General features: G+C 34.5%; 10 protein-coding genes. All 10 read left to right on the top strand.

What is annotated here, in order from left to right:
* The first annotated feature begins 16 nt into the window (after positions 1 to 16).
* The 10 genes from kamA to pepV all read left to right on the top strand — a co-directional run bounded on the left by kamA (position 17) and on the right by pepV (position 13,379).
* Positions 17 to 1,267 carry a lysine 2,3-aminomutase gene (kamA, locus tag BUA21_RS04550; RefSeq protein ID WP_072743555.1) on the top strand — a complete coding sequence of 417 codons (1,251 nt, stop codon included), beginning with the start codon at positions 17 to 19 and terminating at the stop codon, positions 1,265 to 1,267.
* Between the two features lie 25 nt (positions 1,268 to 1,292).
* Positions 1,293 to 2,327 carry a lysine 5,6-aminomutase reactivase subunit KamB gene (gene kamB / locus BUA21_RS04545; protein WP_233242533.1) on the top strand — a complete coding sequence of 345 codons (1,035 nt, stop codon included), beginning with the start codon at positions 1,293 to 1,295 and terminating at the stop codon, positions 2,325 to 2,327.
* Position 2,328: 1 nt separating this feature from the next.
* Positions 2,329 to 3,960, top strand: a complete 1,632-nt coding sequence (gene kamC, locus BUA21_RS04540) for a lysine 5,6-aminomutase reactivase ATPase KamC (protein WP_072743554.1) — start codon at positions 2,329 to 2,331, stop codon at positions 3,958 to 3,960.
* Positions 3,961 to 3,975: 15 nt separating this feature from the next.
* Positions 3,976 to 5,532 carry a lysine 5,6-aminomutase subunit alpha gene (gene kamD, locus BUA21_RS04535; RefSeq protein WP_072743553.1) on the top strand — a complete coding sequence of 519 codons (1,557 nt, stop codon included), beginning with the start codon at positions 3,976 to 3,978 and terminating at the stop codon, positions 5,530 to 5,532.
* Positions 5,532 to 6,290, top strand: a complete 759-nt coding sequence (gene kamE / locus BUA21_RS04530) for a lysine 5,6-aminomutase subunit beta (protein ID WP_072743552.1) — start codon at positions 5,532 to 5,534, stop codon at positions 6,288 to 6,290. Before kamD ends, kamE begins: the two co-directional genes overlap by 1 nt.
* A gap of 259 nt (positions 6,291 to 6,549) precedes the next feature.
* A complete protein-coding gene (locus tag BUA21_RS04525) occupies positions 6,550 to 8,133 on the top strand; it encodes a phytoene desaturase family protein (protein ID WP_072743551.1) in 1,584 nt (527 codons plus the stop codon).
* Positions 8,133 to 9,338: an iron-sulfur cluster-binding domain-containing protein gene (locus tag BUA21_RS04520; protein WP_072743550.1), complete on the top strand. Its 1,206-nt coding sequence runs from the start codon at positions 8,133 to 8,135 to the stop codon at positions 9,336 to 9,338. Before BUA21_RS04525 ends, BUA21_RS04520 begins: the two co-directional genes overlap by 1 nt.
* Before the next feature lie 359 nt (positions 9,339 to 9,697).
* Positions 9,698 to 11,575 (top strand): OPT family oligopeptide transporter, encoded by a 1,878-nt coding sequence (locus BUA21_RS04515; RefSeq protein WP_084604168.1) that lies wholly within the window; start codon positions 9,698 to 9,700, stop codon positions 11,573 to 11,575.
* 55 nt (positions 11,576 to 11,630) lie between these two features.
* Positions 11,631 to 11,978 (top strand): PqqD family protein, encoded by a 348-nt coding sequence (locus BUA21_RS04510; RefSeq protein ID WP_072743548.1) that lies wholly within the window; start codon positions 11,631 to 11,633, stop codon positions 11,976 to 11,978.
* Positions 11,979 to 12,011: 33 nt separating this feature from the next.
* Positions 12,012 to 13,379 (top strand): dipeptidase PepV, encoded by a 1,368-nt coding sequence (gene pepV, locus BUA21_RS04505; protein ID WP_072743547.1) that lies wholly within the window; start codon positions 12,012 to 12,014, stop codon positions 13,377 to 13,379.
* Positions 13,380 to 13,480 lie beyond the last annotated feature (101 nt).

The raw sequence follows: 13,480 nt of genomic DNA, 5'->3' as shown, positions 1-13,480 counted from the left end.
AAGGAGGATTTCTTAAATGAGATCATATAAAGACATTGAAATTTGGGAAAATGTCACAGAGGATGAATGGAACGATTGGAAATGGCAAGTTAGAAATAGGATTACAGATGTAGAGACATTAGGAAAAGTAATCAATCTTACAGAGAAAGAAGCAGAAGAGATAAATGAAGTTTTAAAGAAATTTAGAATGGGAATCACCCCATACTATGCATCTCTTATGGACCCAGATGATCCAAAAGACCCTGTTAGAATGCAAGCTGTTCCAACTATATATGAAACTCATAAAAGTGCGGCAGATATGGAAGATCCACTACATGAAGACACAGATTCACCAGTGCCAGGTCTTACTCACAGATATCCAGATAGAGTACTTTTCTTGATTACAGATCAATGTTCTATGTACTGTAGACATTGTACAAGAAGAAGATTTGCAGGACAAAATGATTCAGGAGTTCCAATGGATAGAATAGACAAATGTATAGAATACATTAGAAACACTCCTCAAGTTAGAGATGTATTGTTGTCAGGTGGAGACTGTCTATTGGTATCAGATGACAAACTTGAATATATAATTAAAAAATTAAGAGAAATACCTCATGTAGAAATCATAAGATTAGGTTCTCGTACACCAGTAGTTATGCCTCAAAGAATAACTGATGATTTAGTGAATATGCTTAAGAAATATCACCCAATATGGTTAAATACTCACTTCAATCATCCAAAAGAGTTCACTAAGGAATCAGCAGAAGCTTGTAGAAAATTGGCAGATGCAGGTATACCATTGGGAAATCAATCAGTACTTCTAAGAGGAATAAATGACAATCCAGATACTATGATGGATTTAGTTCATGGGCTTGTAAAGATGAGAGTTAGACCATACTATATCTATCAATGTGACTTGTCCATGGGTATTGAACACTTTAGAACAAAAGTATCTAAAGGATTGGAAATAATGGAATCCCTAAGAGGCCATACTTCAGGATATTGTGTACCAACGTTTGTTATTGACGCTCCTGGTGGAGGCGGAAAGACTCCTGTTATGCCACAATATTTAATCAGTATGTCTCCTACAAAAGTAGTTTTAAGAAACTATGAGGGAGTTATCACAACTTATACTGAACCTCAATATATTGAAGAAGCAACAGATGAGAACAAATACAATTTACATGGAGTTGCAGGACTTATAAAAGGTGGAGAAGTGAAAGCTCTTGAACCAACTCAAATGGAAAGAAGAGACAGAGCAGCAAAGAGAAATCAAAATAAATAATTATAAAACCAAAGGAGTGTTCTAATTGTCACTGCTAGAGCTTGTAAAAGGAAAGTATAAAACAATATCTATAGTAGGAATGGCAAAAAATACAGGAAAGACTGTCACATTAAATTGTCTCATAGAAGAAGCCATAGATGAAGGAGTGACTATTGGTATCACCTCCATTGGTAGAGATGGTGAAAGTTTAGATTTAGTCACCGAAACAGAAAAACCTAAAATATTCCTAGAAGAAGGCTCTTTTGTGGCGACTACAACAGAGCTTCTTCCTCTAGGAGATGCAAAAATAGAAATTGTAAATGTTACAGATTATAGAACTCCCCTAGGTGCTATTGTCATTGGTCGGATAGTAGATAGCGGTTATGTACAAGTGGCAGGGCCACAGACAGTCAGTGAAGCCAAAAAAGTTTCCCATATGATGTTAAGTCTTGGTGCGGAATTTGTCATAATAGATGGAGCCTTAGACAGAATGTCCTCGGCAGCCCCCTCTGTTTCAGAAGGTACTATATTGTCTACAGGAGCCACTTTAAGTAGAGATATGAACAAAGTCATAGAGGAAACACTACATGTAGCCAATCTCTTTAAATTGGATGAAGTAGAAGATGAACGGACCAGATCTATTATAGCGGACATAATGGAATCGGGAAAAGTATCTATAATAGACGAGCAATTTGATGTAGAAAAGCTAAATGTAAAAACTGCTCTTAACTGTGGAAACATTATAGGAGACCATATAAGGGAGGATTCTAAATATGTAGTCCTTCCTGGTTCTCTTGTGAAAAATACAGTTAAAGATTTGTATCAAACTACGAAAAGATACAAAGATGTGACTTTAGTAGTGAAAGATGGAACTAAAATATTTATAGAACCAAAAGATTGGATGAGATTTATGAAATACGGAATAAAAGTGCAAGTATTAAATAGCATAAATCTTATTGCCATTACAACAAACCCCTATGCTCCACAAGGATATTATTTTGATTCTAGAGAATTTTTAAATAAAATGAAAAACTATATCACTGATGTGCCAGTAATGGATGTAGTTCTTGGTGGTGAATAATATGGATTTTCTAGATGAGCTTACAAGAGAAAGTATAGATTTTGACTATGTATTGTCCAAGATAAGAACCAGAACTCCTTATGGCAAAGGATATAAAGAAGAAATGAGACCATTTTTGCCTGGAGAAGAATCAGAATTAAAAGAGGAATTAAAAAGAATAGAGTGTATCATTAAATATGTTGAAGATAATCATTTCAGAAGAGAGATAGAAGATATATTTGCCCATGTAAAAGATTTGAGAACTTCTGTCAAGCGAACAATGGAAGGTTGTGTTTTGACAGAAGTAGAATTGTTTGAGATAAAATCCTTTCTATTTCTCATAAGAGAATTAGAATCTCTTCTTAAAAAGTATGAGATAGATACATGGAAAGATATTGATATAAAAAGTATTCCAAAGCTTGAAAAATTGCTGGATCCAGAAGATACAGGGATTGCAACTTTTTATATATATGATTCCTATTCGGAAAATTTAAAGAGCATAAGAGAAAAAAAGAAAAAGATAGAAAAAAAGATAAAAAGCGAAAAAAAAGAATTAAAAGGAAAAATAAAAAAAGACCTCAAATTAGACATTAGACCAGATGGGACTTTGGTTGTATCTAAAGAAGATATTGAAACTATAAAGAGTATAGAAAATTATCCACATCTTACCTATGTTTCGGAAAGCTATATGAATGTAAAATTTGCCTTAAAACCTACAGAAGAAATAAATGAATTAGAGAGAAAAGGTTTTATTCTAAAAGAGAGAGAAGAAAAAGAAGAATATAGTATTAGAGAAAAAATCAGTGGAGAAATAGCAAGCCATAGAAAGAAACTATTTAGGAATATGGCAAGTATCGGAAAGCTGGATCTCATACTTGGAAAAGCACAATTTGCCACTGAAATTCATGGAACCAAACCTAAAATATCTGAAGATCACTATCTATATATAGAAGAAGGAAGACATCCCAAAGTAGAAGAATTTTTATCTAAGAAAAATTTAAAATTTACTCCTATATCCATAGAATTGAAAGAAGGAGTTACTTGTATTACGGGAGCCAATATGGGAGGAAAGACAGTTAGCTTGAGACTATCCGGACTATTGTGCGCTATGGCCCAGTATGGACTTTTTGTTCCAGCTAAAAAGATGAAATTGGGCCTAAATTTTTTCATTCGTGCATCTATAGGAGATATGCAGTCAACAGATAGCGGACTAAGTACCTTTGGTGGAGAAATAAAACTTGTGCAAGATGCAGTAGAAAAATCTCACAAAAGAGGTCTTATACTCATAGATGAGCTTGCTCGTGGAACCAATCCTGAAGAAGGATATGCTATTTCAAAGGCTGTAGTTAAATTTCTAAAAGACAAGACTTCAATCACTCTTATCACTACTCATTATGATAATATTGCAGACATAGATGGAGTAGAACATCTTCAGGTAGTAGGACTTTCTAAAATTGATTTTGACAAATTAAATAATGAATTAACGGATAAGAATGAAGATAAAATGGATATAATCAATAAATACATGGACTATAGATTGAAAAAGGTAAAACACAAAAATGAAGTGCCAAGAGATGCACTGAATATTGCCAGACTCATGGGATTAGATAAATGTATCATAAAAGATGCGGAAAAGATATTAGAAGAAAAATAAAGGAGGCTGAGGCGATTGGAAAGCAAATTAAATCTTGACCAAAAAGTCGTAGATAGTGCTAGAAATGCGGCTAAAAATATTGCAGATGATGTCCAAAAGTTTATTGACCTTCATACTACAACATCTACAGAGCGAACAGTTGCAAGACTATTGGGAATAGATGGAGTAGATGAAATAGATAGACCACTTCCAAATGTAATAGTAGATAATATCAAAGAAGGTGGCGGATTAGAACGAGGAGCAGCTTTCTGGATTGGAAATACTATGATTCAAACTGGAGATGACCCTCAAGCTATAGCAGAAAAAATTTCTCGTGGAGAATTGGATATAACTAGACTTCCGGTTGCAAGTGAAGAAAAGATAAGAGATACTATATATCCAATAGCAGAAAAAACTGTACTTAAGATAAAAGCAAATAGAGAAAAAAGAGATGAATATATAAGAACTCTTGGAGAAGGCAAACAACCTTATATCTATGTAATAGTTGCTACAGGAAATATATATGAAGATATCATTCAAGCTCAAGCTGCTGCAAAACAAGGAGCGGATATCATAGCAGTTATAAGAACTACAGGTCAAAGCTTACTTGACTATGTTCCATATGGAGCTACAACAGAAGGCTTTGGTGGAACATATGCAACTCAAGAAAACTTTAGACTTATGAGAAAAGCATTAGATGAAGTAGGAGAAGAAGTAGGCAGATATATAAGACTTTGCAACTACTGTTCAGGACTATGTATGCCCGAAATTGCAGCTATGGGAGCTTATGAAAGACTAGATGTCATGCTAAACGATGCTTTATATGGAATACTATTTAGAGATATAAATATGCAGAGAACATTAGTTGATCAATATTTCTCAAGAGTAATAAATGGCTATGCTGGAATCATCATAAACACTGGTGAAGACAATTATCTTACAACAGATGATGCAGTAGAAGCAGCTCATACTGTACTTGCATCCCAATTCATAAATGAACAATTTGCACTAAAGGCAGGTCTTCCAGAAGAACAAATGGGACTTGGTCATGCTTTTGAAATGAATCCAGATCTTGAAAATGGATTTTTATATGAATTAGCTCAAGCTCAAATGGCAAGAGAAATATTCCCAAATGCACCACTTAAATATATGCCTCCAACAAAATATATGACTGGTAATATATTTAGAGGTCATGTTCAAGATGCCATGTTCAATATGATATCCATCATGACTCATCAAGGAATTCAACTTCTTGGAATGCTTACAGAAGCTATTCATACTCCACATATGCACGATAGATTTTTAGCTATAGAAAATGCCGAATATATATTTAACAATGCAAGAGATTTAGGAGATGAAATCACATTTAAGGAAGATGGAATCATTCAAAACAGAGCAAATGAAGTACTAAACAATGCAGACGATCTTCTAAAACAAATTGAAAAAGAAGGACTATTCTCTACAATAGAACAAGGTAAATTTGGTGGAGTAAAAAGACCAAGAGATGGTGGAAAAGGCCTTGATGGTGTAGCAAAGAAAGATGCAGGATATTTCAACCCATTCATCGAATTGATGCTTGGAGGTGACAGATAATGGTAGATGTAGCAAAGGTAGATTTGACAAAAGTTAAACCTTATGGAGATACCATGAATGATGGTATGGTTCAATTGAGTTTTACATTGCCAGTTCCAGATGGAGATGAAGCAATAGAAGCAGCAAGACAAATTGTAAAGAAAATGGGACTAGAAGAACCATCAGTAGTTCACCATGCAGATTTAGGAATAGGATACACTTACTTTGTAGTATATGGAAAATGTACTCACACTGTTGACTATTCAAAGATAGAAGTGCCAAAAGTTGATGTTGACACTATGACTAAAGAAGAAGTAGAAGAATATATAAAAGAAAATATAAAGAGAACAGTAACCATAGTAGGAGCTTGTACTGGTACAGATGCTCATACTGTAGGAATAGATGCTATAATGAATATGAAGGGCTACAACCATCACTTTGGTCTAGAAAGATACGAAGGAATGGACGCTATAAACATGGGTAGTCAAGTTTTAAACGAAGATCTTGTTGCTAAAGCTATAGAAGTAAATGCTGATGCAATACTCGTTTCTCAAGTTGTAACACAGAAAAATGTCCACATTCCAAATCTAACTCAACTAGTTGAATTACTTGAAGCAGAAGGATTGAGAGATAAAGTAGTATTGGTATGTGGTGGGCCAAGGCTTTCTCATGAATTGGCAAAAGAACTAGGTTACGATGCTGGATTTGGACCAGGAAGTTATGCAGAAGACGTAGCTAGTTTTGTAGTCACAGAAATGGTCAAAAGAAACCTAGTTTGATACAGCAGGGACGGTTCTTCCTGTCGCAAAAACTGTTTCAAATATTATACCTTCAAGAGGTATTTACATTATTTTTCTAAATAATGGACGAAAACCCCATGAATGGAAGGCTTCTAGAAATGATTGAGTGTAAACCATAACAAAATATAGATAAGTACAATGGCTAAAAATAGCCATTGTATTTTTTTTGACGATTTACATAGATAAAATAAAATATAATTGTGAATATTTATAATTTTCAAAAAAGGAGGAAAAGCTTATGGTGACTGCATTAAACACAAAGAGTAGATTTGATCCTCACTATGATGTTGTAGTCATTGGAACTGGTATGGGTGGATTAAGTGCGGGACTACACTCAGCACTATTTGGTCAAAAAGTATTGGTTCTAGAACAACACAATTTACTAGGAGGATTTGCTACTAGTTTTGTCAGAGGGAGATTTGATTTTGAAGCAACTCTTCATGAATTGCTAGACTTTGATACTCCAGAAAATATGGGGCCTATCAGAAAATTGCTTGAAGATGCAGGTGTAGAATACGAATTAAATAGAGTTCCAGAACCATATGTAATAGTCCTACCAAATGATAATATAAATGTAAAACTACCATTCGGAATAGAAAATTTCATCGAAACCATAGAAAAGGAAGTTCCAGGAAGTAAAAAAGAAGTGACAAAATACATGAAACTTTGCAACAATGTATATGAAGGTATATTGTATATTAGAGACTGTGCTGCAAAGGGCAAAAAACCAGACAAGATGAAGATGGCTACTAAATACAAAGGATTTGTTGAAAATGTTTACAAGACTGTAGAAGAAGTTCATAAGGAATTTAATATACCGGAAAAGGCAATGAAACTTATAACTCCATATTGGTGCTATCAAGGCCCAGCTTTAAGCGAACTTACTTTTGTGACTTGGTGTTATATGATTTGTGGCTATTTGACTACAGGTGCATATGTACCAACTAATAGATCTCATGCTCTTTCTACATCAATAGTAGAGAGAATCAGAGAATTAGGCGGACAAGTAGAATTCAACTGCAAAGTTGAAAAAATTCATGTAGAAAATCGTCAAGTGAAATCAGTAGAATTGGCTGATGGTACAATTATTGAAACCGATATAGTTCTATCTAATGCTCATCCTCATGTGGTATATGGAAGAATGATAGAACCAAAATCTGAAATATCGGAATTTGAAGCTAAAAAAATAAATGCTCAAACACCATCTTGTTCAGCAATCACTGTTTATTTAGGACTTGACAGAGAACCAGATGAATTGGGAATTCATGACTACGAGTACTTCATTGGTGATACTTCTGATGTAGAAGAAATATATAAATCTTTCTATGAATTTGTACCATCCAAATGGGTTTCAGCTATATGTTTAGACAAGGCTGTGCCAGGTACTACTGGAAAAGGAATTTGTCAATTGTCTATAACTGGTCTTGTAATGGGGGATGCTTGGAAAAATGTAACGGAAGAAAATTATTTTGAAGTGAAAGATGAGCTTGCAGGATATTTGGTTGATATGTTTGAAAAGGCTCTAAATGTAAACTTGAGGGATCATATTGAAGAAATAGAAATGGTGACTCCAGAAACTTGGTCAAGATACACTGGAGCTTATAAGGGTATGGTATTTGGCTATGAACAACATCCATGGAACGGAAGTCTCATAAGAAAAGTAGTTGATGCTGAAGAAACTAAAATGTCTATCAAGGGGTTAGACTTTGTTGGCGGTTGCTCAACTAATGCTCATGCTTATAGTTGTAGTTTAACATCAGGTAAAGAAGTAACTGCAAAAATGTTAAAGGTCATGGAAAAAGAGATGGAGGTGAATAAATAATGAGAGAAAGATATGAAAATGCTATGAAAAGTTTTAATGATATAATCCCTACCAGACAGCAAATGATAGGGAAAGCATCAGCTGAATTAGATCCCTATGATCCAATGAGAGAATTGGCAAAAATACTCCATCCAGATAAGGTATATATGGTTATTGATGAGATAACTGAAGAGACAAAAGATACAAAGACTTTTAAATTTGTACCAGATAAGGAAAGTGGAACGGAAAAGCTACCTTATTTCAGAGCGGGTCAATATATAAGCATAAAAGCAGAAGTAAATGGAAGCAAAATAACAAGACCTTATTCCCTATCATCTTCTCCACATGATGCACTAAAGAGAGGATTTTATACAATTACCATAAGGAAAAAAGAAGGTGGATTTTTCACCCAATATATATGGGAAAATTGGAAGGTTGGAACCAAAGTAGAATCTTCGAGTCCATTGGGATTTTTCTATTATCATCCAGTGAGAGATGCAAAAAATGTAATAGGATTGGCTGGGGGCAGTGGTATCACTCCAATGCGTTCTTTTGCAAGGGATATAATTGAAAAAGATTTAGACATTAACTTTACTTTATTCTACGGAATAGAAAGAGAAGATGAGATAATATTTAAAGAAGAATTGGATAGCTTTGAAAAACAATCAAATGGAAAAGTAAAAGTTGTATATGTATGCAATCATCCATGTGAAGGCTGGGACGGGTGTACGGGATATTTGAGTGCAGAACTTATAAAGGAACAAGTAGATGTAGAAGATAGGACATTTATCATATGCGGACCAAAGGGAATGTATGACTATTTGGACGGTGAACTTGCAAAACTAAATATTCCAAGGAGAAGAATCAGAAAAGAAGCTCCTGGAGAAGCAAATGATATAACTAAATACCCAGATTATCCGCAAGATTTGAAGGATGAAGTTTTCAATATTGTAGTTCATATAGGAACTAGCAATGTGACTATTCCTGCAAAAGCTACAGATACAATATTGGTATCTTTAGAAAAAGCAGGCATAGCTTCTCCTTCTGAATGTAGAAGTGGAGAATGTGGATTCTGTAGATCTAAGCTAATAGCTGGCGATGTATATATAAAGAAGGATGTAGATGGAAGAAGAATAGCAGACAAGATGTATGGCTATATTCATCCATGCTCAACATATCCAACAGAAAATTTAGAAATAGAAATACCTCTAATTCAAAGAGATTAGATATAAGGGACAGAAAGCTGTCCCTTCTTTCTTTTTTGACTTAAAAATACCTATTGGTCAACAATTTGACATTTTACAACATAAAAATACACTTTATAGAATATGGCCAAAATAATAACTAATTTTTTAAATATTGATAAAAATATAAATATGGTATATAATCTAAAATAAATAAATGGAATATTCAAACGACTCTAATATTTCACACAATGTTCAGCATAGATATATATGGGAAGAGGATTTAGACCTTTGTCCTAAAAAGATAAAGGTTTAAAAAATAAATAAAAGGGGGTTTTAATGTGACTGAACAGGTCAAGAAAACAAATGAGTTTACTCCGTATATACCAGCAGACAAAATAATGCCTGAATTTACAGCTACATCAATTATCATAGGAATCATTATGTCAATAGTTTTTGGAGCTGCAAATGCCTACATAGGACTTAGGGTAGGTATGACTATTAGTGCTTCTATACCAGCAGCAGTTATTTCTATGGGAATCATCCGTGGAATCATGAAGAGAGACTCTATTTTGGAGAACAATATGGTTCAGACCATAGGCTCAGCTGGAGAATCTCTTGCAGCAGGAGCCATATTTACATTGCCTGCATTGTTTATCTGGTCACAAGAGCTTGGAATGGCAGAACCAAATATGGTTGAAATCATAACAGCATCTCTTGTAGGCGGACTATTGGGAGTATTTTTCATGATTCCCTTGAGGAAAGCTCTTGTAGTCAATGAACATGGTACATTGCCATATCCAGAAGGAACAGCCTGTGCTGAAGTATTAAAGGCTGGAGAAACTGGCGGAGTAAAGGCAAAAACAGTATTTTCAGGACTTGGAATAGGTGCAATTTACAAATTTATAGCTGATGGTTTCAAATTGTTCCCAAGTGAAATTGAATGGGGAATAAAAGGTTACCGGGGGGCAGCTATAGGAATGGATGTACTTCCAGCACTACTTGGAGTTGGATTCATCGTTGGACCTCAAATTTCAGCCTATATGCTTTCTGGAGCAATTCTTGGCTGGCTTGTTATCATACCACTTATTGCACATCTAGGACAATATATTCCAGAAGCTATCTATCCTGCATCCGTAGCGTTGTCAGAGCTTGACTATTGGGGAATATGGAGCAATTATTTGAGGTATATTGGAGCTGGGGCAGTAGCCTTTGGAGGAATTTTAAGTCTTATCAAATCTATGCCTCTTATTGCCAGAACATTTAAAGAAGCTATGAGTGGTCTTAAAGCTTCAGGAGCTGGCGGAGATTCAAATTTACGAACTGATGCTGATATGTCTATGAAAGTTGCACTTATATGTGTCATTGCATTGATAATATTCATTGCAGCAACTCCTATAATACCAGTTGGAATAGCTGGTGCTATACTCATTGCAATATTTGGATTCTTGTTTGCAACAGTTTCAGCAAGACTTGTAGGATTGGTTGGAAGTAGCAACAATCCTGTATCAGGTATGACTATTGCAACATTACTAGTTGCAAGTATTATATTCAAAGCCATAGGTTTTGATGGAGAAGAAGGAATGATTGGAGCACTTTTAGTTGGAACTGTAATATGTATCATCACAGCTATAGCTGGGGATATGTCTCAAGACTTAAAGACAGGTTTCTTGGTTGGAGCAACTCCTAAAAAACAGCAAATTGGAGAGCTTATAGGTGTTGTTGCTTCTGCTTTGGTTATAGGATATGTATTGGTGCTTTTAAACAAGGCATGGGGATTTGGTTCAGCAGAACTTCCTGCACCACAGGCTAGTATGATGAGACTTGTCATAGAAGGAGTTATGAATGGAAATCTACCTTGGGTACTTATATTTGTAGGTATAGGTATAGGAGTAGTTGTAGAACTACTTGGAATTCAGATACTTCCTTTTGCAGTAGGACTATATCTTCCAATCCACTTGAGTACACCTATAATGGTTGGTGGAATCATAAGAGGCATATTGGATAGCAAAAAAGCTAAAAATAAACTTAGTGAAAAAGCAGCTGATGAAAAGATCAATAGTGGAGTATTGTATTCTTCAGGTCTTATAGCTGGTGAAGGACTTATAGGAATTTTACTTGCAATACTTGCTGTTATCCAAGTAGGGGAAGGCAGTGTATTGGATAAAGTTGCCTTTGGAGATGAAGTATTAGGGAAATACGGAGCAGTAGTATTTTTCATAATTTTAATCATGACTCTTTTGAAATATTCTACATGGAAGAAGACAGAAGAAAATTAGAAATTATCTTGGGTTTATCCCAAGATAATTCTAATTTTTCAGATGGAGGGATAAAATGGCTAAAACGGACAAAGGCAAAAATTATTTAGAATTCGTACCTATAAAATCTGAAAAGATTGAAGAGAAAATAATAGAAGATGGAAATATTCAATTGATAGTTCCCAGAACTTCTTTTTTTGACAAAATAGCTATAAAGCTTTTTTTTGTACCAGATAAATTTAAAATAGATTTAGATGAACTAGGTAGCTTTATATGGAAGAATATAGATGGTAAAAGAAATGTATATCAAATAGGAGAGTTAGTGAAAGAGAAATTTAAAGAGAAGGCAGAGCCGCTTTATGAAAGACTTGCAGAATATTTAAATATTTTAAACAACAACAAATTCATTAGTTTTAGAGAGTGAGTTTACATAAAATAAAATTAGGGGGCGAAAAACATGGAAGATGTAATATCTTCAACTCAAGAGATTATAAAAATAAAGAGTGTTGAAGGAGCGCCAAAAGAAGGAATGCCTTTTGGAGAAGGACCATATAGGGCTTTGGAATATGCTCTTAACCTAGCAAAAGATATGGGATTTGAAACCAAAAATGTTGATGGGTATGCAGGATATGCAGAATTTGGTGAAGGTGAAGAAACTGTAGGAATACTTGTTCATCTTGATGTAGTTCCTGAAGGTGATGGATGGGACTACCCTCCATATAAAGCAGAAATCCATGATGGGAAAATATATGGCAGAGGAGCTATAGATGACAAGGGACCTGCTATGGCAGCATTATATGCTATGAAGAGTATAAAGGACAAAAAAATGCCTTTAAGTAGAAAAATAAGGATTATATTTGGGACCAACGAAGAAACAGGGTGGGGATGTATGAAATATTATTTTGCACATGAAAAGGCACCAGATATGGCTTTTACACCAGATGCAAACTTCCCTGTTATTCATGGAGAAAAGGGGATTATAGCATTTGATCTTGTAAAGGAAATAAAAGATACTTGTTGTGGAGATATATCTATAAAGAGCATAAAAGGTGGAAACGCAGTAAATATGGTTCCGGATTATTGTGAAGCAGTGATTACAGCTAAAGACTTTTCAGCCCTAGAAAAGAAATTTAACGAATTCAAAGACAAAACTGGATATCAAATGGCCACTGAAAAAGATGGAGACGATATAAAGATAAAGGCAAAAGGAGTTTCAGCTCATGGTTCCACTCCTTGGAAAGGGAAAAATGCCATATCCTATATACTAGAGTTCCTTGGAGAAATATTAGATTGTAAATGTGATATATGTGATTTCATCAATATTTACAATGAAAAGATAGCATTTAAACATCATGGAGAAGCTATAGGATGTGGATTTGAAGATGATGTATCTGGAAAACTAGATTTTAACCCTGGAGTTATAGAAATGAAGGATGGAAAGATAGTTTTATCTATAAATATCAGATATCCAATTAAATCCAGTAGTAGGCTTGTATATGATGGAATCAGAGAAAATTTAGAGGGGACAGGAATTGAACTCTTTGAAGACGAGGGAGAGATGAAGCCATTATACGTACCAAAAGATAATTTTTTAGTTCAAAAACTCATGAAAGTATATAGAGAAGAAACAGGAGATAAAGACAGCAAACCTATAACTATAGGAGGAGGCACATATGCAAGGGCTATGGAAAATGCAGTAGCCTTTGGACCTGTATTCCCAGATGAAGAAGAAATAGCTCATCAAGCCAATGAGTTTATATCTGTAAACAAATTGTTGCTTCTCACCAAGATATATGAAAAAGCACTATATGAATTGGCAAAGTAGAAGATTAAGGACTGAGTTCTATTTAAATAGAACTCAGTCCTTTTTTATATCATAAAAAATTCCATAACAAATATTTTAACAAACTTGATTCATAGTTTGTA

Source organism: Sporanaerobacter acetigenes DSM 13106 (assembly GCF_900130025.1).
GTDB lineage: Bacteria > Bacillota > Clostridia > Tissierellales > Sporanaerobacteraceae > Sporanaerobacter > Sporanaerobacter acetigenes.
Note: the sequence above shows the minus strand (reverse complement) of the source record. Positions and strands in the feature narration are given on the sequence as shown.

Coding starts and splice junctions, on each gene's coding strand:
- kamA (WP_072743555.1), top strand. CDS start 17: ATGAGATCATATAAAGACATTGAAATTTGGGAAAATGTCACAGAGGAT.
- kamC (WP_072743554.1), top strand. CDS start 2,329: ATGGATTTTCTAGATGAGCTTACAAGAGAAAGTATAGATTTTGACTAT.
- kamE (WP_072743552.1), top strand. CDS start 5,532: ATGGTAGATGTAGCAAAGGTAGATTTGACAAAAGTTAAACCTTATGGA.
- BUA21_RS04525 (WP_072743551.1), top strand. CDS start 6,550: ATGGTGACTGCATTAAACACAAAGAGTAGATTTGATCCTCACTATGAT.
- BUA21_RS04520 (WP_072743550.1), top strand. CDS start 8,133: ATGAGAGAAAGATATGAAAATGCTATGAAAAGTTTTAATGATATAATC.
- BUA21_RS04515 (WP_084604168.1), top strand. CDS start 9,698: ATGCCTGAATTTACAGCTACATCAATTATCATAGGAATCATTATGTCA.
- BUA21_RS04510 (WP_072743548.1), top strand. CDS start 11,631: ATGGCTAAAACGGACAAAGGCAAAAATTATTTAGAATTCGTACCTATA.
- pepV (WP_072743547.1), top strand. CDS start 12,012: ATGGAAGATGTAATATCTTCAACTCAAGAGATTATAAAAATAAAGAGT.